The following is a 24427-nucleotide window of genomic DNA, read 5'->3' as shown; positions in this document are numbered from 1 at the left end:
CGGTGCTGCTCGTAGGCTTGCCGGGTGACCGAGTCTCTGCGCCGGACCGCCCCGGCACCGGCGAAAAAGGATCGGCCGGTATCGCGGCGGAGAAGATTCGTGCCGTACGTCCTGGGGGCGGTGGCCCTGGTCGCGATCCTGCTCGTGTGGTGGCTGTGGGACTGGCTCAGCGGCTGGACTCCGCCCGGCCGTGCCGAGGCGGAAGCGCAGATCGTCGCCTCGGTCGGGGAAAGCGACAAGGTGACGGCCGCGGCGGTCTGCGGTGAGCCGACCGAGGGCGGGGTGTCCTGCCTGCTGCGGGACGGCCACGGCCGGTATGGCTCTTCGACCACCGTCTACACCGCCGCCCCCGGCGAGAAGTCCGGCCGGATGGCGTCGTCCACCTGGGGTTTCCCGGTGGCCGCGGACGGGGTCATGGTGCGGGACCTGCTCGTCACCCCGCCTTCGAGCCTGGAAACCGAGCTCGCGCGGGCGGTCGGCGCCGGTGCCGCGGCCCTCGGCGAGTCGCTGCTGAGCCCGAACACGAAGGTGCACTGCCCCGAGCCCGGGCTCGGGTCCTGCACCACGTCGGGGCTGGCGAAGGCCGCCGTCCTGCAGCGGCTCGACACCGGTCGCTACCAGGTGACCGTGACCTTCACCGTGCCACCGGAAGCGGCCGTCCGGCCGCTTCCCCGCTGATCGCTCAGCTCATGCGGCCGCCGGCCAGCGCGCTCGCGACTCGTGCCGCCGACGTGCCGAGACCGGTGGGCAGGAACGGGAACCGTGCGCTCGGCAGCGCCTCCCGCCGCAGCCGCTGCAGCTCGGGCTCGGTGTAGCGCACGCACTTGACGTGCCACTCCATGATCCCGGACATCCACTCCTTGAGCCCCTCGGCGTGCCGGGTGAGCGACGCGCGGGCCTGCTCGTCGAGCTCGAAGTCCTCGAACAATGCGGGCAGGTCCTCCGCCACGAGGTGCTCGAACTGCTCCATCCTGGCCTTCATCAGGTCGGCCACGATGTCCCTGGCCTGCCAGCGGTCCACGTTCAGGAACTTCTGCACCACCAGCACCATGTTGTGCAGCTCGCCCTCGAACTCGATCTCCTTCTGGTAGGAGTACAGGTCGTTGGTGAAGCAGGCGTAGTCCTGTGCCGCGGTCTCCAGCTCGCGGACCGTCCTGGTCTGGTAGATCTCCGGCGGCACCACGTCGAAGCTCGCCAGTTTGCGCAGGCTCATCGTCATGTCCGAGCCGAAGGTGCGGCGGCGCATCTCCACGTAGTCGATCGGGTCCGGGATCCGGTGCTGCGCCTGGTTGGCCACCTCCCAGACCCAGCTGGCGGTCATGTCCTGCACGGCCTTGCGGAACACCTCCCTGGCCGGGATCGGCATCGGCCCGGCGGTGCGCTGCCACAGATCCGCCAGCCCACGCTCGATCGCGTTCGTCGGCGGCGGTACCGGCTCCCCGTCCTCGACCGGCATGAACGCGGCCAGCCGGTCGTCGCAGATCTTCGCCGCGGCGACGTCGCGCGTGATGCCGTACACGACCGGGAAGTAGTCGTCACCGTAGGTGCCCCAGGTGAGCCAGTCCGTGGAGAGGTGCAGCTGCTCGGCGTCCGCGTCCGCGTGGATCATCGCCGCGCAGTGCGCCAGGTCGAGGCCGCGGTAGCGCTGCTCGTCCCAGATCCCGCCCGCCTCCACCCCGGGCACCGAATCGAACATGCCCATCTGCCGTGCCCAGTCCACCGAGTAGGCCCGCGCGTCGTCGATGTGCGGGCTGGTGCGGAACGCGTAGGGCATGTACAGCTCGGGCAGCGTCAGGTGTCCCACCGGTTCGTACAGCACGTGCGCGTACTGCTGGGCGCGCCGCCGCAGGCCGAGGTTGCCCTGGGCGGGAACCAGCCTGGCGGTCGCGGTGCCGAGGCCGGTCGGGCCGCCGAGCACGCCGGTGGATCCGGCCTGCTCGTTCATGTACCTGCTGGACTTCTCGTGCCATTCGTGGCCACCGGACTGCCAGTCCTGCAGCCCTTTGACATAGGCGGCCACCCCGAGTTGCTCGTTCGCCGGCACCGCGTGCTCGGCGAACAGGCCCGGCACCTCGGTCAGCGCGGTGTTCTCGAACTGCTGCAGCCGGGAGGTCAGCAGTTCGTTGGTCAGTTCCGCGGCCTCCTGCGTGGCACAGCCGAAGAACCGTTCCAGGACCAGCACCGCGTTCGAATTCTCGCCCTCCTCCCGCACCTCGCGCTGGTAGGAGAACAGGTCGTTGCGCAGGTGCACGGCGTCGGCGAAGGTGTCCCTCAGCACCTGCATCGGCCTGGTGCCCGCCAGTGCGTCCGGGACCTCCGAGCCGACCGCGAACTCGACCAGGTTCGCCGACCAGGGTGCCCCGCCGACCCGACGGCGCATCTGGATGTACTCGATCGGGTTGGCGATCCGACCGAGGTCGATGTTGTCCAGCTCCCACAGGGACTCGACCATCAGGTTGTGCGTGCTGGTGATGAACCGCCGCCGCCAGTCGGCCGACATCGAGGGCACGGTGCGCGCCCACAGGTCCTTCAGACCCGCTTCCGCCGGGCCGCCGGGTTCGGGCGGGGTGTCCCCGTCCATGGTCATGAACCGTTCGAGTCGATCCAGATAGGTCTTCGCCCCGGTGCGGTCGCGGGAGTATTTGAACTGTTCGAGGAAGTGGTCGTCGAAGAAGAAGACCCAGACGTACCAATCCGTGATCAGATCGAGTGTCGGGCCGTCGCAGTCCGGATGCGTGTAGGCGCACATCAGCGCGTAGTCCATCTTCGCCAGCGCCTCGGCGTCCCAGACGAGACCGCCGCCGGGCTTGGGCGCGTCCAGCATGCCCATATCCCTCGCCCACGCCGCACTGTGCGCCCTGGCCCGCTCCAGCTGGGGGTTCAGCCTGGCCGGATACGGCATGTAGAACTCGGGCAGCGTGAATGCCTGCATACGTCGTACCTACCCCTCGTCGCACTGTCGGCGGTGGTCGCGTCGGCTAGAACCCTGACATCCGCGGGCCGCGGCGGCATATCGACCAGGCGAGCGACTGCCCTGCTCGAACGGGTGAACCGGCCGCCGCGTTTCGTCATTTGATATGCACAGCCGTGATTCGTTCGATTTCGTGCCGGGTTAACGACTTTTGCTTTCCTCGAAAAGGGTGCTGCTGCGGCGAATTCGCCAGGTGCGAGACGGGGGTGAGGTACCTTCGGCGCAGGGAGTTCCACCTGTTCGGGGAACCGGGCCGACGCGCGGTCGCCTTGTTCACTCGCGTGGGGGCCCCGACCGGCTCGCGCAAGAACCGGACGGCCTGCTCGGCACCTGGCGGCACCGCTGACTGCGGCTACATACTTCACAACAACGTGAAACTTGTGTAGCTTGTGAAGTGTGAACATCGTCGTGGACACCCAGCGTTGTGCCGGAACCGGAATGTGCGCCTTCGCCGCTCCCGAGATCTTCGACGTGGACGACGAAGAGGGCACCGTGCTGGTGCGCAACCCCAGACCTGATGCCGGACAGGAGGACGCGGTCCACGAGGCCGTGCAGCTCTGCCCGACCGTCGCGATCCGGCTCGTCGAAGACTGAAATCCCACCACCTCAGACCCCACCACAGACGGAGTGTCTCGCATGACTACTGAGCTCCCTGTTGCCTACGCCATGGACGATCCGGCACTGCTGCGGGATCCCTTCGGCGAGTTTTCGAAGATCCGTGAGCAGGCACCGGTCGTACGGGCCGAGATGACCGGTGTAGGTCCACTGTGGACTATCACGAGGTACGAGGACGTGAAGCAGGTGCTGAGCGACCCGCGGTTCGTGATCAACCCGGCGGACGTGCCCGGCATGGACGTGCCGAACCTGGCCCGGAAGTCCATGGACGTGCGCGGGGTGCCGCCGGAGTACCAGAAGTACCTGGTGTCCACCATTCTCGACTTCGACGGCGCCGACCACGTCCGGCTGCGCAAGTTGGTTTCGCGCGCCTTCACCGTGCGCCGGATCGCCGACCTGCGACCACGGGTGGAGACCGTGGCCGATGAGCTGCTGGCGGCGTTGCCGGAGCACGCCGAGGACGGCGTGGTGGATCTGCTGGAGCACTTCGCGTATCCGCTGCCGATCATCGTGATCTGTGAACTGGTCGGTATTCCGGAAGAGGACCGCGGGCTATGGCGGGAGGCGAGCGAGACCCTGGTTTCGAGCTATGGCCCCGCTTTCGGCGAAGCGATCGCCAGCCTGGTCGACTACATCGAGGCGCTGATCGCGCGCCGCCGCGCGGAACCGGCCGACGACCTGATCAGCGCCCTGATCCACGCGCAGGACGAGGACGGCGACCGGCTCAGCGATGTCGAGATGACCACGATGGTCTTCACCCTGGTGCTGGCCGGGCACGAGACCACCGCGCATCTGATCGGCAACGGCACGCTCGCGCTGCTCACCCATCCGGACCAGCTCGCCCTGCTGCGCTCGGATCCGGACCTGCTGCCGGGTGCGGTGCAAGAGCTACTGCGCTGGGGCGGCACCGCGTTGATCACCCGGATGCGTTACGCCGCCGAGGATGTCGAGATCGGCGGCACGGTGGTGCGCCGCGGCGAGGCGGTGGTCCCGATCCTGGCAAGCGCCAACTACGACCCGCGCAGGTTCGACGATCCGGACCGGCTGGACGTCACCCGCTCGCCGGAAGGCCGCCGGGAGACCCATGTCGCGTTCGCGCACGGGGCGCACTACTGCCTCGGCGCGGCACTGGCGAAGCAGGAGGGCGAAGTGGCTTTCGGCGCGCTGTTGCGCCATTTCCCGGACCTCGCGCTCGGCGGGGAGCCGGAGCGGCAGCTGATGCCGGGTGCCTGGCGGCTCGCCCGCCTGCCCGTGCGCCTCTGACCAAATTGCGGGGGTCGTGAGTGCGGGTGCCCCGGCGGGCACCCGCACTCACGAGAGTCACACCCCGAACGGCGGGGCGTACCGGACGGTGCCGCCCGGCAGCTCGGAGCCGTTCAGCGACATCGCCATCAGCGACTCGTCCGGTACGTCGAACGAGACCTTGATGCCGTACCGGGACGCCGTGCGGAAGCCGAACCGCGGGTAGTACTCGGGGTGGCCGAGCACCACCACGAACGACTCACCCCGCGCGCGGCCCGCGTCGAGCGCGGCCCGCACCACCGCGCCGCCCGCACCGGTCCGCTGGTACGCGGGCAGCACCGCCACCGGCGCGAGCGCCAGCGCGTCGGTCTCGTCGATCCGGCAGCGGGTCAGCAGCGCGTGGCCGGCGACCTCGCCGTCCGGTGCCTCGGCCACCCAGGACAGTCCCGGCAGCCAGGCCGGGTCGGTGCGCAGCGCGTCCACCAGGTCGGCTTCGGCCGGTGTTTCGAAGGCCGCGGCGTTCACCCGGTGCACCGCGCCGATGTCGGCCTCGGTCTCGGGCCGTGTCTTCCAGGTCTGCCAGTCGAGTCGCATGGCCGTCACCCCTTTCCCCGGAGCTGGTAGGTCTTGCGCAGGGACCTGGTGAGGGCCTTGCGCTGGTTCTCCCGCTCGGCGCGCATCCTGGCGTCACTCCGCGAGGCGATCCATTCGTTCTCACGGAGCAGTTTCCGGTAACTCTCGAGCCGGCGCGCGGGCAGCGCGCCCGACTCGATCGCGGCGAGCACTGCGCAGCCGGGTTCGGACCGGTGCGCGCAGTCGCCGAACCGGCAGCCGGCGGCGAACTCCTCGATATCGGCGAACGCCTGCTGCAGGCCGTCTTCGGAGTCCCACAGGCCGACCCCGCGCAGGCCGGGTGTGTCGATCAGGACCCCGCCTCCCGGCAGCGCGATCAGCTCGCGGTGCACCGTGGTGTGCCTGCCCTTGCCGTCCTGCTCGCGGACCGCGCCCACAGCCAGCGCCTCGGTGCCGAGCAGCGCGTTGCCGAGGGTGGACTTGCCGGCGCCGGACGGCCCGATCAGCACGACCGTGCCGGTGAGCGCCGCCGCGGCCACGTCCAGGCCGTGGCCAGTGTCGGCGCTGACCGCCAGCACGTCCGCGCCCGGCGCCGCGGTGGAGACCTCGGCCACCGCGGCGTCCGGGTCATCGGACAGGTCGGCCTTGGTCAGCACGACCACCGGCCGCGCCCCGCTTTCCCAGGCCAGCGCGAGCAGCCGCTCGACGCGGCCGAGCACGATCGGCGCGGCCAGCGACACCGTGACCGCGACGGTGTCCATGTTCGCGGCCAGCACCTGTCCCTGCGAGCGACGGGAGGAGGACGACCGGATCATCGCGGTCCGGCGCGGCAGCAGCGCGGTCAACGCGCGATCGCGCTGATCCAGTGCCGCCCAGTCGCCGGTGCACGGGGACAGCCCGGTGCTGGTGGCTCGTAGCGGCCCGTGTTCGGTGACCACGTCGCACTGGCCGCGGTCGACTCTGGCGATGCGGGCCGGCAGCAGGCCGTCCGCGCGATGGTGGGTGAAGGAACTTTCGAACGCGTCGTCCCAGCCGTAGGCGGCGAGATCGGGCGCGCGTGAAGAAGAAATGGAAGACAACTGAGGAACCCCTTGGGTGTGGGAGGCCCCGGGCATGGCTCGTCCGCGCCGCGTCGGGCGCTGGCGAAAAGGTCAGCCGAGGGCCGGGAACATGAGGTAGGACCGGACGCTGCGCGCAGCGACAGCCGTCGGCACGGCCATACCCCACCTCCCACAAAGGTTCACTCGACGACCAGATTGTCGTCGCGGCGATTCTAGGCGACGGACAGGGCTGTCGTCATCCGAATTAACGTCACGGCTTGCGGGCGCGGCTGGGCGCCACGCGCGGCGGTTCGCCGGGCTGCTTCGGGTAGACCGGTGGCCAGGGCGCGTCCATCAGCCCGGCGGCGAGGTCCTGGCGGGACAGTTCGAGCAGCGGTTCGAGCGACTGCGGGCGCTCCCCGGCCGAGGCCCACGGGTCGCCGTGCTCGGCGACCACGGCCGGCACGGTGGCGATGGTCAGCTCGTCCGGCCGGACGACGGCCAGCGCGTCCCAGCCGATCGGGGTGGACACCTGCGCCCCCGCCCGCGGACGCACGCACCACGCGCCGAACACCGTCTTGTGCGGCGCGTTCTGGTTGAAGTCCACGAACACCCTGGCCCCGCGCTCCTCCTTCCACCACTGCGCGGTGATCAGGGCCGGGTGGCGGCGTTCCAGCGCACGCGCGAGCGCCACCGCGCCCGCGCGCACCTGGTAGCCGTCCCATTCCGGGCGGAGCCGGACGTAGATGTGCAGCCCGCGCGAGCCCGAGGTCTTCAGGTGCGCCTCGATGCCGAGCTCGTCGAGCAACTCCTTGGTCAGCGCGGCGGCCTCCCGCACCTGGGCGAAGCCGACGCCGGGTGAGGGATCGAGGTCGATGCGCAGCTCGTCGGTGAACTCCGGGGTCGCCGCGTGGTAGGGCCAGACGTGGAAACCGAGGCAGCCCAGGTTCACCGCCCACAGGATGTGCGCCAGATCGGCCGCGACCAGCGCGTCGCTGGTGGTGCCGTTGGGCGTGGCGACCACCGTGGTGCGCAACCACGACGGCACCGACTTCGGCACCCGCTTCTGGAACCAGGACTTGCCGCCGGCGCCGTTCGGATAGCGCTCCAGCAGCAAGGGACGCCCCTGCAGCGCCTTCAGCAGCGGCTCGGCGATCGACTGGTAGAAGCGGATCAGGTCGAGTTTCGTCTCGCCGCGCTCGGGGAAGAACACCTTGCCCGGATGGGAGATGACGACCTCTGTGCCATCGACGTCGATGGCTAAGTCGTCGGTGCTCATGGCTCCTCCGCGGGAAGGAGTGCGTCGTCGGTGCTCATGACGGCGCCCCTTCACCGAACAATGCGGCGAGCTCCGCCGGCGCGACCTCGTCGAGCTGGGCGTAGGTGCACGACGCCGGTTCCCGGTCCGGCCGGAAGCGCACCAGCCTGCCGCCGTGCCGCAGCCGCCCGGACTGGACGTGCTCGTAGCGGACCTCGGCGACCAGCTCGGGCCGCAGCGGTTCCCAGGACAGGTCCTTCTGCCCGGTCCACCGGCTCACCCCGCCCGGCATCCGGCTGCCGGTCCCGGCGGTGCCAGCGATGTCGGCGGTGTTGGCGGTGTTGGCGGTACTGGCGGCGGCCCACTCCCGCCAGGGATGGTCGTCCAGCGCGTTCACCCGCAGCGGTGCCAGCTCGTCGACCAGCTCCCGGCGGCGGGCGGCGGTGAAGCTGCTCGCCACACCGACGTGGTGCAGGTCGCCCTGGTCGTCGAACAGGCCGAGCAGCAGAGAGCCGACCCCCTGGCCGTCCTTGTGCGTGCGGTACCCGGCCACCACGCAGTCCGCGGTGCGCTCGTGCTTGACCTTCCACATCACGCGCTTGTCCTGCTCGTAGGGCAGGTCGGCGGGTTTGGCCATCACCCCGTCGAAACCGGCGCCTTCGAACCGGGTGAACCAGTCCTGCGCGACGTCCGGGTCGCCGGTCACCGGGGTGAGCACCACCCTGGCCAGCTCGCGGCTGAGGATGCCTTCGAGCAGCCGCCGCCGCTCGGCGAAGGGCTCGCCCATCAGGTCGCGCTCGCCGAGGGCGAGCAGGTCGAAGACCACGAAACTGGCCGGTGTCCGTTCGGCCAGCATGCGCACCCTGGACGCGGCCGGGTGCAGCCGGTTCTGCAGGGTGTCGAAGTCGAGGCCGTCGCCGGTGACCACCACGATCTCGCCGTCCACCACGCACCGCGGCGGCAGCGCGGCCCGCAACAGCTCGACCAGCTCGGGGAAGTACCGGGTCAGCGGCCGGTCGTTGCGCGAGCCCAGCTCGACCTCGTCGCCGTCGCGGAACACGATGCAGCGGAACCCGTCCCATTTGGGCTCGTAGCTCAGCCCCGGTGCGCGCGGGACCTCGTGCACCGACTTCGCGAGCATCGGCCGCACCGGCGGCATGACAGGCAGTTCCACGGACCGAGCGTAGATCACCGCAGGCCAGCGGCCTAGCGATGCGACACTGTCACGTTCCTGGTGGCCTTCCCGTCTGGCTCTCGACGTGATCGCACGGGAGGAGCAACGGGATGAGTGATCGGGTGCCGGTCGGCCGGTTGGTCGCGGTGGCGACGGTGGTGGGGGCCGGCATGATGCTGCTGTTCGGGGCGTGGATGCGGGTGGACCCGGACGGGTTCGCACGCTGGGCGAACTGGCCGAGCCATGTGCATTTCCTGCACGACGCGGGGGTGTTCCAGCTGGCCATCGGCGTGATGATGCTGTGCGCCCTCTGGTGGCGCGACGCGCCGGCCGTGGTGCTGGCCGGGTTCGTCTTCGGCAACACGTTCCACGCGATCAACCATGCGCAGGACGCCCATCTCGGTGGCAGCCCCTCCGACCCGTGGGCCCTAGGCGTGGTCTCGGTACTGGCCGCGGCCGGTCTGTACGCCCGGCTCAGGTCGCTGCGCGGTCGGAAAATCGGAACGGAGGCGGGAAAATGAGGGTGGTACTGGCCGGAGCGACCGGCACCGTGGGCAGCGCGCTGGTGCCGATGCTGGTCGAGGCGGGGCACTCGGTGCTGGGCCTGACCAGGTCATCCGGTGGCGCGGCCAAGCTGACCGCCGCCGGGGCCACTCCGGTGCTCGCGGACGTGCTGGACGAGGACGCGCTGCTCGGCGCGCTGAACGGGCAGCGGGCGGACGCGGTGCTGCACGAGGCGACCGCGCTCACCCGCACCCCGATGCTGCACCGCCACCTGCATCCGACGAACGAACTGCGGGACGCGGGCACCAGGAACCTGCTGCGCGCGGCCGAGCTGGTCGGCGCGACCAGGTTCGTCACCCAGTCCTTCTTCCTCGGCTACGGCTACCGGGACCACGGCGACCGGCCGGTGACCGAGGACAGCCCGTTCGCGCGGCCGGACGGGAGCCCGTTCGACGTGCACATGCGCTCGATGCGGTCCAATGAGGACCAGGTCTTCGGCACCCCGGGGATCGAGGGGATTTCGTTGCGGTACGGCCTTTTCTACGGTCCCGAGGTCAGTACCCGGAAGCTGATGGACCTGGCGCGCAAGCGGATGATGCCGGTGACCGACCCGTCCGGGGTCACCTCGCCGATCCACATCGACGACGCCGCCGCGGCCACCGTCGCCGCGCTCGAACGCGGCCGCGCCGGGCAGGCGTACAACATCGCCGACGACCACCCGGTCGGGTTTGCCGAGTACGTCCGGGCCGTGGCGTCCGCGGCCGGTGCGCCTGCTCCGCCGCGGGTGCCGGCCTGGCTGCTGCGCGCGGTGCCCTACCTGCACGCGCTGATGGTCGGGACCCGCATCCGGCTGTCCAACGAGAAGGCGAAACGGGAGCTGGACTGGGCACCCCGGTTCCCGTCCTGCCATGACGGGCTGGCCGCGCTGGCGGTCCGGAAGCCTTGATGGTGTGCTCGGGTGCGGGGCTCTACCGTTACCCCGGTACCGAGAGAGGAAACACATGGCAGACAAGTACAAGGCCGTCGTGTACACCGAATACGGTGATCCCGGCGTGCTGCGGGTGGTCGAACTGGACGCCCCTGTGCCCGGCCCCGGCCAGGTGCGGGTCGCGGTCCGCGCGGCCGGCGTGAACCCCTTTGACGCCAAGCTCCGGGCAGGCGCGATGGCCGGGGTCATCCCGACCGAGTTCCCCGCCGTGCCGGGCATCGACCTGGCCGGGGTGGTGGACCAGGTCGGCGAGGGCGTGACCGCGTTCTCGGTCGGTGACGAGGTGCTCGGCTCCGCCGCGGCCGGCAGCTACGGCGAGCTCGCGCTGGCGTCGGTGGACACGATCACCGCGAAACCGGTCGGGGTGGCCTGGGAGGTCGCCGGTGGCCTGTCGGTGGCGGCGACCACCACCTACCGCACACTCGCCCTGCTCGGCCTGTCGCCGGGGGAGACCTTGCTGATCGACGGCGCGGCCGGTGGGGTGGGCACGGTCGCGGTGCAGGTCGCCAGGCACCGCGGGCTGACCGTGATCGGCACCGCGAGCCCCGGCAACCACGACTACCTGCGCTCGCTCGGCGCGGTGCCGGTCGCTTACGGCGACGGGCTCGCCGACCGGGTCCGTGCGGTGGCCCCGCAAGGTGTGGACGCGGTCTTGGACGCGTCCGGGCGCGGTTCGCTACCGGCGCTGGTGGAACTGGCCGGCGGTCCTGCCCGGGTGGTCACCATCGCCGACCAGGCGGCGGACGAGCTGGGTGTGCGCGCCACCTACGGCGGGCCCGACGAGGTGCCCGGCAGCCTCGCCGACGCGGTGGCACTGGTCGACGCCGGGGTGGTCGAGCTGCCGATCGCACGGACCTTCTCGCTCGCCGAAGCGGCCGACGCACACCGTGCCAGCGAAGCGGGTCACGTGCGCGGCAAACTGGTCCTGCTCCCGGGCGCGCGATGATCATGCGGATCTGGCGGGCGAGGGCGACCCGTGCCGGTGCGGAAAGCTACCGCGCGCATTTCACCGAGACGGTGCTGCCGGCACTCGAGCGCGTCCCCGGCCATCTCGGCGCCTGGCTGCTGGTGCGCGGGGAGGCCGAGCCGCTGGAGATCCAGGTGCTGACGCGCTGGGAATCGCTCGCCGCGGTGCGCGGTTTCGCGGGTGCGGAGTACGAGACCGCGGTGGTCGAACCCGCTGCTCGTGCCGTGCTGCTGGACTTCGACAGCACCGTCACGCATCACACCGTGGTGGCTGGAGGCGGCTGAAGAAGCGGCGGTGCTATTCGACCCAGCCGTGCCGGCGGGCGAGCTGCACCAGCCGCTGCCGTGCGTTCAGAATCTGCTCGCCGGTCATCGCCGGGGCGGCTTCGAGCAGGGCCTCGGTGATCTCGTGGGCGAGCTCGTTGGCGGAGAGCACGTCGCAAAGACCGTCTTCGTCGGACCGTGCCTGGTGTGCCCGAGGAGCCGGTGCGTCGGACTGGCCCGGTGCCTGCTCCAGGATGCGCACCCCCGAAGCCTTCAGGCCCCGGTTGCTGTCCTCCACGGTGAATTCGACCAGTGCGCCGGGCGCGATCAGCCGCTTGTCGAAATGCAGGTCGTTGACGTGGATGAAGACGTCCTCACCACCGGAATCAGGGGCGACGAAACCGTAACCGCGGAACTCGTCGAACCGGACTACCTTGCCTGTGACCACCGAAAGCCCCATCCTCGACAACCGCATCGGCCGGACGCGCCGCGGAAACGGTACCGGCTGCGGCGCGAGGCCGACAACCATCCGCCGGACCTGCGGATCGGCCGGTCCGGTCCGGCGAAAAGTCATCCCGGCCGCACCGATGAGTTTTTCCCGGCTCCCCGGTCTGTACTGGTGGCGGCCGGAGCACCCCCGGATCGCCTAGAGTCGGCGATCGAGTGGGGGCCCGAGAGGTGACAGCGATGACCAACGCACCGGTGAACGAGGACTTCCTCCAGCTGGCGGACCCGTACCGCCGCGAACTGCTCGCGCACTGCTACCGCATGCTCGGTTCGGTGCACGACGCCGAGGACCTGGTGCAGGAGACCTACCTGCGCGCCTGGCGGGCCTACGACCGGTTCGAGGGCCGTTCCACCCTGCGCACCTGGCTCTATCGGATCGCCACCACGGCCTGCCTGACCGCGCTGGAGAGCCGGGGCAGGCGGCCGATGCCCACCGGGCTCGGCGGGTCCAGCGCGGATCCGGACGACGCGCTGATGCAGCAGGGCGAAGTGCCGTGGCTGGAGCCCATCCCGGACGCCATGGTGTCCGGCGAACAGGCCGACCCGGCGGCGGTACTGGTCGCCCGCGAGAGCATCCGGCTTGCACTGGTCGCCGCCTTGCAGCACCTGCCGCCCCGCCAGCGCGCCGTGCTGATCCTGCGTGACGTGCTGAAGTGGCGGGCCGCCGAAGTCGCCGAGCTGCTCGGCACCTCGACCACCGCGGTGAACAGCGTGCTGCAGCGGGCCAGGGCGCAGCTCGAGCAGGTTTCGCCGACCGAGACCAGCGTGGTCGAGCCGGTCGCCGCGGACCAGCGCGAACTGCTCGGAAAGTACGTGGCCGCTTTCGAGGACAAGGACGTCGACCGGCTGGTTGCCCTGTTCACCGAGGACGTGGTCTGGGAGATGCCGCCCTACCCCGAGTGGTACCTGGGCCGTGCGGACATCGCCCGCCATCTCGAGGTGCGCTGCCCCGGCCGCGCCGGGGAGATCCGGCTCGTCCCGATCGAGGCGAACGGCCAGCACGCGTTCGCGACCTACTTCCTCGACCGCGAAGACGGCCGGTACAGGGCGTTCAACATCCAGGTGCTCACCATCGGCGCGGCCGGGATCACGCATGTCGCGAACTTCCTCGACCTGGCGCAGCTGGACACCTTCGGCCTGCCGCGGGTGCTGTCCGACGAGCCGCCGCGACCTGGTCGGTGAACCGTGGACGGCGAACGCGTCGCGTCGCCCCTGCTCGGCGGCGTGGCGCTGTTGGAACGTGCCATCGGCTACGCCCTCGGCAGTCTGCGCGACGTCACTCCGGAGGTGCTGGCACATCGCACGCCTTGCCGGGACTGGGACCTGCGCGCGTTGCTGGCGCACCTGGACGACTCGCTGATCGCGCTGCTGGAGGCGAGTACGCGGGGCAGGGTCGGGCTCAGTGCCCCGGAACCGGAGGCCGGGCCGGGCGGTGACCCGGTCGCCGGGTTGCGGAACCGGGCCGGCCGGCTGCTCGGCGCGTGGACCGGCGCCGAACGGCCGGACGCGGTCTCGGTGGCGGGCTCACCGCTGACCGCGGGCATCTTGACCAGCGCCGGCGCGGTCGAGGTCGCGGTGCACGGCTGGGATGTCGCGCGAGCCTGCGGACGGGACCGGCCGATTCCGGCGGCACTGGCCGAGGAACTGCTGGAGCTGTCCGGGCTGCTGGTCAGCGAGGCGGACCGGCCGGTCAGGTTCGCCGGGCCGGTCGAGCCGCCGCCGCTGGCGGGGCCGGCGGACCGGCTGGTCGCTTTTCTGGGCAGGACGCCCTGACTATCACCGGCGCAGCGTGCCGGTGATCTTGCGGACGACCTCGGCCTGCTGGTCAGCCAGGTAGAAATGGCCGCCTGGATAGGTCTCCAGGTCGAACGCGCCGGTGGTGTGCGTGCGCCAGGCGTCGGCGTCGTCCTGGTCCACCCTCGGGTCCGTGTCGCCGATCAGGGCCGAGACGGCGCAGTTCAGCATCGGCGTGGCGGGGTCCCAGCGGTAGGTCTCGATGGCCCGGTAGTCGGCGCGCATCGGCGGCAGGATCAGGCTGAGCAGCTCCTCGTTTTCGAGCAGGTCGGCGTCGGTGCCGCTGAGCCGGCTGAGCTCGGCGACCAGCGCCCGGTCGTCCTGGGTGTGCAGGTTCTCGGCCCTGGCCCGCGAGGGCGCCCGGCGCCCGGACACGAACAGCTGGGACAGCACGGTGCCGTGCCGCCGCTCCAGCCTGCTCGCTACCTCGAAGGCCAGCGTCGCGCCCATGCTGTGCCCGAAGAAGGCCAGCGGCCCGCCGGTCAGCGGCCGGACCACCTCGGTGACCAGGTCCGCCAGCTCGCGCAGGTCGCCGATCGGCGGCTCGGCCTGGCGGTCCTGCCGTCCCGGGTACTGCAGCGCGTGCACGTCGACCGCGGGGCCGAGCGCGGCGGAGAGCGGGAAGTAGTAGCTCGCCGACCCGCCGGCGTGTGGGAACACCACCAATCGGGCGCTGTCCGGTGCCGGATGGTAGTTCCGCAGCCAGCCGGCCCGCTGCTGTGCCGAAACCGTCATTGATCTCCCCTCACGTCGAACCGTCGCCCATTCAAGCCGTTCCGGCGCAGGTCCGCCACCATCCGCGAATAAGTCCTTTGTGGACACAAGGGTGCCGATGGCCGGATGTCGTTGCCCGGCAAAACGGAAAGCGTTTACCCACAACCGCGCGATGTTGGTTAGCTTTTGGCCATACAGTTGGTTATCTCTTGACCAAAAGCATGCTCGTGCCTTATGGTCTAGACCACATTGGTCAAGGTGAACCCGAGTCCGACCAGGCCGGATGATGACGGTCTTCGTCCCCGGGGGACCCGTTCCGCCCTGCTCGTTCGCCCGATGAGACCACGGGGAAACCAAGTCCCCGCCAGACCTTCCGACCCGGCCTGGCCGGTGCCAGGCGTTCGGGGAGTGCGGTGCCGATGTGGGCCCCACGGTGGAGGACTCGCGGCCCTCCACCATCCCGTTCACCCTGCAGTGGGGCCCTCGTGTCCCGGGATCGGCGCCCGGTGCGCCCCGGGGTTCACCCATCTCAGGACGGAAGTTCTGATGGAAGGAGCCGACGTGAACGTGAAAAGAAAGCTGGCCACCGCATTGGCCGGGGTGGGGATCGCTCCACTGATCATGGTGGTCATGCCCTCCGCCACGGCCAGCGCGCACGGCTACATCTCCTCCCCGGCGAGCAGGCAGGCGCAGTGTGCGCGGGGAACCGTCTCCTGCGGCGACATCAAGTACGAGCCGCAGAGCGTCGAAGGTCCGAAGGGTCTGCGCAGCTGCCACGGCGGGGTGGGCAGGTTCGCCGAGCTGAACGACGACAGCAAGGGCTGGAAGGCCAGCTCGGTCGGCCGCCAGGTGCAGTTCAACTGGACGCTCACGGTCCGGCACCGCACCAGCACCTGGGAGTACTACCTCGCCGGCAACAAGGTCGCCTCGTTCAACGACGGCGGCACCATCCCTGGCTCCTCCGTCTCGCACTCGGTGAACCTCGGCAACGCGTCCGGCAGGCAGAAGCTGCTGGCCGTCTGGAACATCGCCGACACCGGAAACGCCTTCTACTCCTGCGTCGACCTGCAGATCGGCTAGCTGTCACCGGTAGGCCCGGCACCACGGCGGTGCCGGGCCCGCCATTTTTCGTGCCCGGTATGGGGTTTTCCCTACCCGCCATGAGGGTTTACCGGGTGGCCCCGTGCGCCGGGGGAGTGCGATCCTGTGCCCATCGTGTCCAGATAGGACTGAACAGGGGGATCGCGATGGGGTTTCGCAAGCGTGGCCCGGTACTGGCCGGGCTGCTGACCGCCGTGCTGCTGGCCGGGGTGGTACCCGCGGCGGCCGGGGACGACGCGGGGTTCACCCTCCGCCTGCCCGCGCCGACCGGCCCGTACCCGGTCGGCACCACCGCGCTGCATCTGGTGGACGGGTCCAGGACGGACCCGTGGAACGGTGCCGCCACAAGGGAACTGATGGTCACCGTGCGCTATCCGGCTGGCCGCACGGCGGGTCACCGGGTGGCGCCGCAGTTCACCCCTGGTGCGGCGGCCGCCTTCGAGCGGATCGACACCGGGCTGCATGCGCAGCTGCCCCAGGGCAAGGTGGACTGGGCCGCGACGGAAACGCACTCCTACACCGACGCTCCGGCGGCACCAGGACGCCGTCCGGTGCTGCTCTACTCGCCGGGGCTCGGTGACCCCCGCACCATCGGCACCCAGCTCGCGGAGGACCTGGCCTCCCGCGGCCACGTGGTGGTGACCGTGGACCACCCTGGGGAGGCGAGCGAGGTCGAGTTCCCCGGCGGGCGGGTGCGGACGATCGAGCTGCCGACGGATCCGGCGCAGGCGCCGCAGACCATCCGCACCGCGGGGGCGACCAGGCTGGCCGACACCGCGTTCGTGCTCGATGAGCTGGCCGTGCTGGCGTCCGGGCGGAACCCGGACGCAGAACAGCGGGCGTTGCCGCCCGGACTCGCCGAAGCGCTGGATCTGGATCGCGTCGGGGCGTACGGGCATTCCGCCGGCGGGTCGATCGCGGCCGAGTCGTTGTACCGGGATCGCCGGATCGACGCGGCCGCCGACCTGGACGGCAACCTGAACTACCCGCCGGCAAGGCCGGGAGAGCCGGCCGAACTGTTCGGGGTCGCCGAGCACGGCACGGACCGGCCGCTGCTGCTGTTCGGCTCGGAGTTCGGCCGGGACGAGGACATCGAGCGCTCCTGGTCGGCGGCGGTGCACAACCGGCGAGGCTGGTTGCACCGGGTGCAACTGGACAAGGCCGCGCACCACGTCTTCACCGACTTTTCGAGCATGGCCCCGCAGCTGGCGGCGGCCGGGTTGATGAGCGCGGCCGACCGGGACGCGCTGATCGGCCCGATCGACCCCGCGGTGTCGGTGCCCGCGGTGCGCGACCGGATGGCCTCGTTCTTCGGTGTCGTTTTCTTCGGTGTCGTTCAGGACGGTGTCGTTCAGGACGGGCGCTAGACGATTCCGCCGTTGGCCCTGATGACCTGGCCGTTGATCCAGCGTCCCGGTCCGGCGAGGAAGGCGACGACCTCGGCGATGTCGCCGGGCTCGCCGAGGCGCTCCAGCGGAGACTGGCCAGCCATCCTGGCGACGGTCGCCTCGTCCTTCCCGTCGAGGAAGAGCGCGGTGGCGGTCGGGCCGGGGGCAACGGTGTTCACCGTAATGTCGCGGCCGCGCAGCTCGCGGGCCAGGATCAGGCCCATCGCCTCCACCGCGGCCTTGGTCGCGGCGTAGGGGGCGTAGCCGGGTATGGCCAGTTTTCCGGCCGAGGTGGAGAAGTTGATGATCGCCCCGCCGCCGCGGACCCGGCGGGCGGCCTGCTGGTCCACCACGAAGGTGCCGCGGATGTTGGTGCGGTGCATGCGGTCCAGGGCGTCGAGGTCCACTTCGGCGATCGGGGACAGGTACAGCACCCCGGCGCAGTGCACGACCACGTCGACCCCGCCGAAGGTCCGCTCGGCGGTGTCGAACAGCGCCTCGACTTCGGCTGCTTCGGCCACATCGGCGCGCACTGCGACGGCCTGGCCGCCCTCGCCGGTGATGGCTTCCACGGCTTCGGCGGCCGCGGCCTCGTTGCCCGCGTAGTTCACGACGACGGCGAAACCGTCGGCGGCGAGGCGCTCGGCGGTCCGGCGGCCGATGCCGCGCGATCCGCCGGTGACGATCGCGACTCGGGTGTTGGTGCTCATGATGGGCTCCTCGGGGTGTGCTGGGTCGCCGGTCGTCGCAGACCGCGGCGACCGTGGTTCGGTGGTGGTTTCAGTCGTGCGCGGGGGCGTCCGAGAGCCGGGTCAGCCATTCGCGGAACAGGGTGACCTCCGCGGCGCTGAAGGTTTCCGGTGCAGGCTCGCGCAGCATCGTGCAAAGTGCCGCGGCCAGGCTGCGCCTGTCGGTTTTCCCGACAGCCGGTTTTTCCCCCTTGCTCGCGGGCGTCAGCACCTGCGCGTGCACGGCGTCGCGGAGCCGGCTGGAGACCTCCGGATCGTAGGTGTCCGTGCGGCTGACCAGCATCAGCGCCATGCCGACGTTGGCCGCCATGATCATCTGCGCCGCGGTCTCCGGGGAGACGCGGAGCCGGCCGGCCGCGGCACAGCGTTCCAGCGTCGCGACCAGCAGCCGGTGCGCCTCGGCGGCGGTTTCGGGCGGGGTCCGGACGGCGGGGGAGTACATCAGCCGGTAGTAGCTGGGGTGGTCGACCGCGAAGGCGATATGGCTGTCCCACCCGGCCCGCAGATCGCGCACCGGGTCCGCGGACGGTTTCGCCGCCCGCTTGACGGACAGGTACTGCTCGAAGCCGTAGTCGACGACCGCGGAGAGCAGGCCCTCCTTGTCGCCGAACTGCCGGTACAGGGCGGGTGCGCCGACCCCGGCGGCCTCGCAGACCGCGCGGGTGGACACATCCGCGATCGGGGAGTCGGCGAGCAGCGCGGCCGCCGCCTCCAGGATCCGTGTTCTCGTACTCACGGGAACAACGTTAACACTCGAATGGTATCGAAGCTACGTTTGTGGCGTAGCACTCTTGCCTGAATCTTGTTAGCGACGTTCCGCCCGGTGCAGGGTCGCGGCGAAGTCGAGGATGATGCCGCCCTCTTCGTGCATCCGGCCGGCTTCCGCCAGGAAGCGCTGGTGGAACAGCTCGGCCCGCTCGGGCGGCAGAACCGCCACCGCTTCGGCAAGGCCGCGCGGGATCAACCAGTCCCACAGCGCGGGCGGATCGGGAATCGTCAGCGGCATCGCCACCGACCGCTGCGCCAGGCCGGTGAAACCGGCGGCTTCGAGCAGGGCGTCGAGGTGCTGATGGGTCATCGGGCCCGTCGCCGTGTCTTCTGTGTCTTCTGTGGGGTCACTGGGTTCGGTGGGCTCGGCGCTCTGGGCGGCGGCGAAGAACTCCGTGCTCAGGTCCTGAAGCCAGGTCATCCGGCCCATTCCCTGTGTTTCCAGGGACAACGCGATCGTGCCGCCCGGCGCCAGCACCCGGTGCGCCTCGGCCAGCGCCCCGGCCGGATCGGCCAGGATCTGCACCACGAACCCGGCGGTCACCAGGTCGAAGGAACTGTCCGGGAACTCCAGCCGCGCCGCGTCCATGGTGCGCCCGGTGATTTCGGGATGGTCGGCGACCAGCCTTTCGACCATCCGCGGCGACGCGTCGATCGCGGTGACCGCGCAGCCGGCGGCGAGCGCCGCACGGGCCACCGCCCCGCGTCCCGCGCCGACATCCAGCGTCCGCGCTTCCCTTGGCGGACGGGCGAAATCGACCAGCCGCTCGCCGAGGTCGGCGACGTAGAAGAAGATTTCCTCGTACCGGTCGGCGAGCTGGTCGTACTTCGCCTTCGCCTGTTCCGCGGTGGTCATCGCGCCGACGTTAGCGGCGGGTGCGCTGCCGGGACACCGCCGTCCGCGTGCCCGCTTCCGGCACCCGCACCTCCGAGCGCAGTCGCTCGCATTCGGTGAGCGGATTGTCCCGGGTGCAGTTCAGCAGGTAGCTCAGATATTCGCGCGCGGCGCCCAGTTCGGTGATGCGCGTATCGATGGCGGCGACCCTGGCCGTCACGGTCCGGCGCCAGTCCCGGCCCGCCAGCACCGCGGCGATGTCGTCCAGGCTCATCGAGGCGGTGTCGCGCCAGAGCCGGATCAGGGCGATCCGGTACAGCTGCTCCTGGTCGAAATAGCGCCGCCCACCGCGCCGCCAGGGTTCGATCAGGCCGCGGCGCTCCCAGTAGTGCAGGGTCGAAACGGCGAGCTGGAAGCGGGCCGCGGTGTCTCCTATCGAAAGTGGGGCGTCCATCACAACATTGGACCTCAACCCAGGTTGAGTAGGCAAGGCTCACCTAAGTAACTGGAGGTGGGGCATGATCGACGAAACACGGACACTGACCGGAACCGCTCGCGCGCTGCGGAACGGGGAGGTGACCAGCACCGGGCTCACCGAGGCCGCGATCGCCACCGCGGATCGGCTCGACGGCCTGCTGGGCGTTTACCTCACCCGGTTCGACGAGCTCGCCATGCAGGCGGCCGAACGGGCGGACCGGGAACTGGCGGCCGGCCTGGACCGCGGCCCGCTGCAGGGAATTCCCTTTGGCGTCAAGGATATGGCCGCGATGGCGGAAGGGCCGACCACGGCGCAGAGCCTGATCCTCGAACGCTCGTGGGGCGCGGCCAAGGACGCCCCGGTGGTGACCAGGCTGAAGGCCGCCGGCGCGGTGATCACCGGCAAGACCAGCCTGATGGAGTTCGGCTGCGGCACGCCGGACGAGACGAAACCGTTCCCGGTCCCGCGCAACCCGTGGCGGCCGGAACACTGGGCCGGCGGTTCGAGTTCCGGTACCGCGGCCGGGGTGGCGAGCGGGATGTTCGCGGCCGGCCTCGGTTCGGACACCGGGGGCAGCATCCGGATGCCGGCCGCGTTCTGCGGGGTGACCGGGCTGATGCCCACCTTCGGCCTGGTGCCGAAGTCGGGCTGTGTGCCGATGGGGTTCAGCCTGGACCGGGTCGGCCCGCTGGCCCGCAGCGCCCGCGACTGCGCCGCGGTGCTGGAGGCGCTGGCCGGGTGGCACGCCAGCGACCCGGACAGCGTGCACGCCGGGTTCACCGCTCCTGGGTTCGACGGTGACCTCACCGGCCTGCGGGTCGGCGTCGTGTGGGAAGGGCACTTCCCGCCGGACGCCGACCCCGCGCTGGCCAGTGCTTTCGAGGCCGCGGTCGCGGAGTTCACCGCTCTCGGCGCTACTCCGGTGGAGGTCTCGCTGCCGTACCGGCGCGAGATGGACACCGCGTTGTTCGTTATTTCGACCAGTGAAGCGCTCGCCTATCACCGGCACGAGCTTTCGCGACGCTGGCAGGACTTCTTCCCCGCCACCCGCGGGCTGGTCGCCACCGGGGCGCTGTTCTCCGGCGCGGACTACGTACAGGCGCAACGGGTGCGCCGGGTCGCGCAGGACGCGCTCGCGAAGCTGTTCACCGAGGTGGACGTGATCGCCTGTCCCACTGCGTCGGTGGGTGCGCCCGCTTTGGCGACCTTGGATCATCGGCAGCTCTACCCGTTGCTCAACACGCCCTACTGGAACAGCGTGGGCTGCCCGGTGCTGGCGGTGCCGATGGGCTTCACCGGGGACGGGCTCCCGCTGTCGCTGCAACTCGCCGGTCCCGCGTTCGGCGAAGCGTCGATCCTGCGTGCCGGGGACGCCTTCCAGCGACGAACCGACTGGCACCTGCGGACGCCGGCCGGAATCGACGCTGGAATCGACGCGGAGGTGAGCCGATGACGGGCGAAGAGGCGGTCGCCGCGGTGCGTGTCCTGCTGTCCGCGGCCGCGCTGCCCGCCGATGAGCACGAGGCGGCCGCGCTCGCCGCGGCCTATCCGGCGCAACGGGCCGCGGTGGACGCGCTTTACGAACTGCGCTCCGCTCGTTATGCCGACTCCGCCCAGCGTTTCTTCGCCGACGCGCGAATAGTCGAATGGTAGTACGTGGAAAGTGTCGCCCGGAGTTCCCGGACGACACTTTCCACACGATTTCCGACGATTACGAACGGGTGAGGGTCACGCCGTAGTAGTTCGCCGCGTCCACCACGGGCTGGTAGTAGGAGTACGAGCCGGTGGCGTTCGAGCCCTGGTTCCACCCGCAGTCGTGGCCGTCGGACGGGCCGCCCGAGGTCATGCCCTGCGCGGTGTTGCCGGCGATGTAGGCGCCGCCGCTGTCGCCGCCCTCGGTGCACACGGTGGACCTGGCCAGCCCGGTGGTCGCGACGCTTTCCCCGCTGTAGCGCACGGTCTGGTTGTAGGCGCTGACCGTGCCGCAGGTCCAGCCGGTGGTGTTGCCCGCCTTGCACAGCGTGCTGCCGACCGGGGCCTTCGAGCTGCCGGTGACGCGCACCGTGGTGCCCTTGCGGGTGTCGATGTAGCCGCGGCCGGTGTCCTCGGCGTCGATGTCCATCAGTCCCATGTCGACGGACGGGAAGCGGGTGGCGACGCCCTTGCCGATGTGCGTGCCGTTGCGGTCCAGGATGTCCGGGTTGCCTTCCACGCAGTGCCCGGCGGTGAGCAGCACGTTGTCACCGTTACCCCTGGTGCCGGGGAAGCCGAGCGAGCAGTTGGTGCCGGGGTCGAGGTCCATGATCTGCCCGCCGATCACGTCCGCGGTGGGCGCGTCGCCACCGGCGGGTCCAGTCCGGACGGTGACCCCGCTGATCGCGGAGAGCCGGGCCACCAGCCCGGCGCCGGCATCCGGCGCGACGGTGACCACGACCCGGTCCGCGGCCACGTCCGGCCCCCAGGACTGCACCTGACCGACGTCCTTACCGATCGCGGCGCCGACCGAATCGTTCAGCGCGTCGAGCGCCTGCTCGCCGCGCACCCCGATCCGCGGGCTCAGGCCGGCCGAGCGCAGCGCCTGCGCGGCACCCGCGTCCGGCGCGTTCACCACCAGTGCGCCGGTGCCGTCGAAGAACGCCCCCGCGGTGCGCACCCCCCGCGAGTGCACGCCGTCCAGCGCGGAGATCAGGTCCTTTTCGCGGTCGAGCTGCCGCGCGGCCTGCTCGGGGGAGCTGTGCAGCCGGTCGGCCAGCACCTCGAGCATCGTCCGGTCGTAGCCGGAGCCGGGTGCTGTGGCGGCGGTCGCCGACGGGCTGAGCGTGCCGGCAACGGCACAGATACTCAGCAGGGAAAGCGCAAGGGGGCTACGAATTCGCATTCGACTTTTCCTTCGGTGCAGGGGTTGGAGTGCCGAGGAATGCGGGAAAACGAAAAGAGGGGGTGACGGGTCCGAACGGATCGCCTCGACAATTCGAAGGTTAGAAGTGCCGGTCAGCCGGGTGTACCGTCGAAAGTAGGGTCTGTTGTGGACGCCGTACTTTCGTCTAGTTCAGCGGCTTGTGCATTCCTGTCACATTTTTCCTGCCGGTAATGGTGTCCGGCGGTCGTCCCGTGGTGCGGCAGGTTCGCGTCGGGCGAACTCCCCGCGTCCAGTGCCTCGGGTTGAGATACGCTGAACATCCAGATGGTCAGACCATGTGAAACTCGGGATGTGAGGCCAAGCCATGACCACCACCGGACCGGAGACCTTCAGCCTGCTGGACCCGGAACTGCTCAAGGACCCCTTCGGCGCCTACGGCGGGCTCAGGGAACGGGCGCCGCTGACCCGCGGGGTCATTCCCGGCCTCGACCCGATGTGGCTCGTCACCAGGTATGAGGACGTCAAGCTGGTGATGAACGACCCGCGGTTCGTCGCCAGCGCGGCCGCCGTGCCCGGCGCGGACGTGCCGGACCTGACCGGGCAGATGCTGCTGGCCGGCGGGATCGACGAGGACTACGTGCCCTACCTGCGCGCCACCATGTCCGGCTTCGACGGCGCCGACCACGCCCGGCTGCGCAGGCTCGTCTCCCGCGCGTTCACCGCGCGCCGGGTCGCGGAGCTGCGGCCACGGGTCGAGCAGATCACCGAGGGCTTGCTGGACGAACTGCCGGGCCTCGCCGAGGACGGCGTGACCGACCTGCTCCGCGACTTCGCCTACCCGCTGCCGATCACGGTGATCTGCGAGCTGGTGGGCGTGCCGGAGGCCGACCGTCCACGGTGGCGGGAATTGAGTGCCCTGATCGCGCCGGGCCTCGGGCCTGGCATGGCCGAAGGCGTGCGCGGCCTTGTCGACGACACCCGCGAGCTGATCGGCCTGCGGCGCGCGGAACCGGCGGAGGACCTCATCTCCGAGCTGATCAGGGCGCAGGACGAGGACGGCGACCGGCTGAGCGACATCGAATTGGTCACCATGGTGGTCTCGTTGGTGACGGCCGGGCACGAGACCACCGCGCACCTGATCGGCAACGGGATGGCGGCCCTGCTCACCCACCCCGGGCAGCTCGCCCTGCTGCGGGACGACCCCGGGCTGCTGCCCCGCGCGGTGCACGAGCTGATGCGCTGGTGCGGCCCCGCCATCGGCACGAGCTTCCGGTACGCGACCGAGGACCTCGAGATCGGCGGCATGCCGGTGCGCCGGGGCGAGGCGCTGATGCCGGTGCTCGCGGCGGCCAACCACGACCCGCGGGCCTTCGGTGATCCGGACCGGCTCGATCTCACCCGCGATCCGGACCGGCGCCGCGAGACCCACGTCGGTTTCGGGCACGGTCCGCATTACTGCCTCGGCGCGGCACTGGCCCGTCAGGAGGGGGAGGTAGCCTTCGGGGTGGTGCTGCGCCGTTTCCCCGGGCTCGCGCTCGCCGTCGACCCGGCGGACCTGCGGCGCGGGCCCAACCCGGGGAGCTGGCAGCTGGCCGCGCTGCCCGTGCGGCTCTGAAGGCACCGTGACGGGGAAGGTCT

General features: G+C 70.6%; 26 protein-coding genes. 14 read left to right on the top strand and 12 right to left on the bottom strand.

The annotated features are described in order from the left end of the window. The first annotated feature begins 24 nt into the window (after positions 1-24). A complete protein-coding gene (locus AMYNI_RS0106840; protein WP_157357273.1) occupies positions 25-678 on the top strand; it encodes a hypothetical protein in 654 nt (217 codons plus the stop codon). A 4-nt stretch (positions 679-682) separates the two neighbouring features. Here the strand turns inward: AMYNI_RS0106840 and AMYNI_RS0106835 are convergent, their stop codons facing one another. Then, positions 683-2932 carry a terpene synthase family protein gene (locus AMYNI_RS0106835; protein WP_020667245.1) on the bottom strand — a complete coding sequence of 750 codons (2250 nt, stop codon included), beginning with the start codon at positions 2930-2932 and terminating at the stop codon, positions 683-685. Between the two features lie 435 nt (positions 2933-3367). On the opposite strand from AMYNI_RS0106835, the gene AMYNI_RS0106830 reads away from it, so the two are divergent. Both AMYNI_RS0106830 and AMYNI_RS0106825 read left to right on the top strand, forming a co-directional pair. Further along, complete coding sequence (locus AMYNI_RS0106830) at positions 3368-3565, top strand: ferredoxin (protein WP_026360127.1); 198 nt, start codon at positions 3368-3370, stop codon at positions 3563-3565. A gap of 42 nt (positions 3566-3607) precedes the next feature. After that, complete coding sequence (locus AMYNI_RS0106825) at positions 3608-4849, top strand: cytochrome P450 family protein (RefSeq protein WP_026360126.1); 1242 nt, start codon at positions 3608-3610, stop codon at positions 4847-4849. A 57-nt stretch (positions 4850-4906) separates the two neighbouring features. Here the strand turns inward: AMYNI_RS0106825 and AMYNI_RS0106820 are convergent, their stop codons facing one another. From AMYNI_RS0106820 to AMYNI_RS0106805, 4 genes are all read right to left on the bottom strand, one after another. After that, positions 4907-5422 carry a GNAT family N-acetyltransferase gene (locus tag AMYNI_RS0106820; protein ID WP_020667242.1) on the bottom strand — a complete coding sequence of 172 codons (516 nt, stop codon included), beginning with the start codon at positions 5420-5422 and terminating at the stop codon, positions 4907-4909. A 5-nt stretch (positions 5423-5427) separates the two neighbouring features. Next, complete coding sequence (gene rsgA, locus AMYNI_RS0106815; RefSeq protein WP_020667241.1) at positions 5428-6480, bottom strand: ribosome small subunit-dependent GTPase A; 1053 nt, start codon at positions 6478-6480, stop codon at positions 5428-5430. 232 nt (positions 6481-6712) lie between these two features. Then, the gene (gene ligD / locus AMYNI_RS0106810; protein WP_020667240.1) at positions 6713-7720 is read right to left on the bottom strand and encodes a non-homologous end-joining DNA ligase; all 1008 of its coding nucleotides are present in this window, start codon (positions 7718-7720) and stop codon (positions 6713-6715) included. Positions 7721-7754: 34 nt separating this feature from the next. Further along, positions 7755-8873 (bottom strand): ATP-dependent DNA ligase, encoded by a 1119-nt coding sequence (locus tag AMYNI_RS0106805; RefSeq protein WP_211225462.1) that lies wholly within the window; start codon positions 8871-8873, stop codon positions 7755-7757. Between the two features lie 110 nt (positions 8874-8983). Here AMYNI_RS0106805 and AMYNI_RS0106800 point away from each other — a divergent pair, with 110 nt between their 5' ends. The 4 genes from AMYNI_RS0106800 to AMYNI_RS0106785 are packed head-to-tail and all read left to right on the top strand — an operon-like array spanning position 8984 to position 11616. Then, complete coding sequence (locus AMYNI_RS0106800) at positions 8984-9394, top strand: hypothetical protein (RefSeq protein ID WP_020667238.1); 411 nt, start codon at positions 8984-8986, stop codon at positions 9392-9394. After that, entirely contained in the window at positions 9391-10323 is a 933-nt protein-coding gene (locus AMYNI_RS0106795) for an NAD-dependent epimerase/dehydratase family protein (RefSeq protein ID WP_020667237.1), read from the top strand. The genes AMYNI_RS0106800 and AMYNI_RS0106795 overlap by 4 nt, the downstream gene beginning before the upstream one ends. Positions 10324-10378: 55 nt before the next feature. Then, entirely contained in the window at positions 10379-11311 is a 933-nt protein-coding gene (locus tag AMYNI_RS0106790; RefSeq protein WP_020667236.1) for an NADP-dependent oxidoreductase, read from the top strand. Next, a complete protein-coding gene (locus AMYNI_RS0106785) occupies positions 11308-11616 on the top strand; it encodes an antibiotic biosynthesis monooxygenase family protein (RefSeq protein WP_020667235.1) in 309 nt (102 codons plus the stop codon). Before AMYNI_RS0106790 ends, AMYNI_RS0106785 begins: the two co-directional genes overlap by 4 nt. Positions 11617-11629: 13 nt before the next feature. On the opposite strand, the gene AMYNI_RS0106780 is transcribed toward AMYNI_RS0106785, so the two are convergent. Further along, positions 11630-12043, bottom strand: a complete 414-nt coding sequence (locus tag AMYNI_RS0106780; protein ID WP_026360123.1) for a cold-shock protein — start codon at positions 12041-12043, stop codon at positions 11630-11632. A gap of 239 nt (positions 12044-12282) precedes the next feature. Between AMYNI_RS0106780 and AMYNI_RS0106775 the strand changes: the two genes are divergently transcribed. After that, positions 12283-13284, top strand: a complete 1002-nt coding sequence (locus AMYNI_RS0106775) for a sigma-70 family RNA polymerase sigma factor (RefSeq protein WP_020667233.1) — start codon at positions 12283-12285, stop codon at positions 13282-13284. A gap of 3 nt (positions 13285-13287) precedes the next feature. Then, positions 13288-13875 (top strand): TIGR03086 family metal-binding protein, encoded by a 588-nt coding sequence (locus AMYNI_RS0106770; RefSeq protein WP_020667232.1) that lies wholly within the window; start codon positions 13288-13290, stop codon positions 13873-13875. A 3-nt stretch (positions 13876-13878) separates the two neighbouring features. Here AMYNI_RS0106770 and AMYNI_RS0106765 read toward each other — a convergent pair whose 3' ends face one another. Continuing rightward, on the bottom strand, positions 13879-14631 hold the full coding sequence (locus AMYNI_RS0106765; protein ID WP_020667231.1) for a thioesterase II family protein: 753 nt from the start codon (positions 14629-14631) through the stop codon (positions 13879-13881). 540 nt (positions 14632-15171) lie between these two features. Between AMYNI_RS0106765 and AMYNI_RS0106760 the strand changes: the two genes are divergently transcribed. Together AMYNI_RS0106760 and AMYNI_RS0106755 are read left to right on the top strand one after the other, a co-directional pair. Continuing rightward, positions 15172-15690 carry a lytic polysaccharide monooxygenase auxiliary activity family 9 protein gene (locus tag AMYNI_RS0106760; RefSeq protein WP_026360121.1) on the top strand — a complete coding sequence of 173 codons (519 nt, stop codon included), beginning with the start codon at positions 15172-15174 and terminating at the stop codon, positions 15688-15690. A 167-nt stretch (positions 15691-15857) separates the two neighbouring features. Continuing rightward, positions 15858-17078, top strand: coding sequence for an alpha/beta hydrolase (locus AMYNI_RS0106755; protein ID WP_020667229.1), 1221 nt, complete (start codon positions 15858-15860; stop codon positions 17076-17078). Here the strand turns inward: AMYNI_RS0106755 and AMYNI_RS0106750 are convergent. From AMYNI_RS0106750 to AMYNI_RS43835, 4 genes are all read right to left on the bottom strand, one after another. After that, a complete protein-coding gene (locus tag AMYNI_RS0106750; RefSeq protein ID WP_020667228.1) occupies positions 17075-17809 on the bottom strand; it encodes an SDR family oxidoreductase in 735 nt (244 codons plus the stop codon). The two genes, AMYNI_RS0106755 and AMYNI_RS0106750, sit on opposite strands and share 4 nt — an antisense overlap. 70 nt (positions 17810-17879) lie before the next feature. Continuing rightward, positions 17880-18584: a TetR/AcrR family transcriptional regulator gene (locus tag AMYNI_RS0106745; RefSeq protein WP_020667227.1), complete on the bottom strand. Its 705-nt coding sequence runs from the start codon at positions 18582-18584 to the stop codon at positions 17880-17882. 69 nt (positions 18585-18653) lie between these two features. Beyond that, positions 18654-19472, bottom strand: coding sequence for a class I SAM-dependent methyltransferase (locus AMYNI_RS0106740; RefSeq protein ID WP_020667226.1), 819 nt, complete (start codon positions 19470-19472; stop codon positions 18654-18656). 10 nt (positions 19473-19482) lie between these two features. After that, positions 19483-19905, bottom strand: coding sequence for a MerR family transcriptional regulator (locus tag AMYNI_RS43835; protein WP_020667225.1), 423 nt, complete (start codon positions 19903-19905; stop codon positions 19483-19485). A 64-nt stretch (positions 19906-19969) separates the two neighbouring features. Between AMYNI_RS43835 and AMYNI_RS0106730 the strand changes: the two genes are divergently transcribed. Both AMYNI_RS0106730 and AMYNI_RS0106725 read left to right on the top strand, forming a co-directional pair. Next, the gene (locus AMYNI_RS0106730) at positions 19970-21382 is read left to right on the top strand and encodes an amidase (protein ID WP_020667224.1); all 1413 of its coding nucleotides are present in this window, start codon (positions 19970-19972) and stop codon (positions 21380-21382) included. Beyond that, the gene (locus AMYNI_RS0106725) at positions 21379-21582 is read left to right on the top strand and encodes a hypothetical protein (RefSeq protein ID WP_020667223.1); all 204 of its coding nucleotides are present in this window, start codon (positions 21379-21381) and stop codon (positions 21580-21582) included. The genes AMYNI_RS0106730 and AMYNI_RS0106725 overlap by 4 nt, the downstream gene beginning before the upstream one ends. A 58-nt stretch (positions 21583-21640) precedes the next feature. On the opposite strand, the gene AMYNI_RS0106720 is transcribed toward AMYNI_RS0106725, so the two are convergent. Continuing rightward, positions 21641-22807, bottom strand: a complete 1167-nt coding sequence (locus tag AMYNI_RS0106720) for a S1 family peptidase (RefSeq protein WP_026360120.1) — start codon at positions 22805-22807, stop codon at positions 21641-21643. 346 nt (positions 22808-23153) lie between these two features. Here AMYNI_RS0106720 and AMYNI_RS0106715 point away from each other — a divergent pair, with 346 nt between their 5' ends. Continuing rightward, complete coding sequence (locus tag AMYNI_RS0106715) at positions 23154-24404, top strand: cytochrome P450 family protein (protein WP_020667221.1); 1251 nt, start codon at positions 23154-23156, stop codon at positions 24402-24404. The last annotated feature ends 23 nt before the right edge of the window (positions 24405-24427 follow it).

The organism is Amycolatopsis nigrescens CSC17Ta-90 (assembly GCF_000384315.1).
GTDB lineage: Bacteria > Actinomycetota > Actinomycetes > Mycobacteriales > Pseudonocardiaceae > Amycolatopsis > Amycolatopsis nigrescens.
The sequence above is the reverse complement of the archived record's forward strand: the minus strand, read 5'-3'. Positions and strand labels throughout refer to the sequence as shown.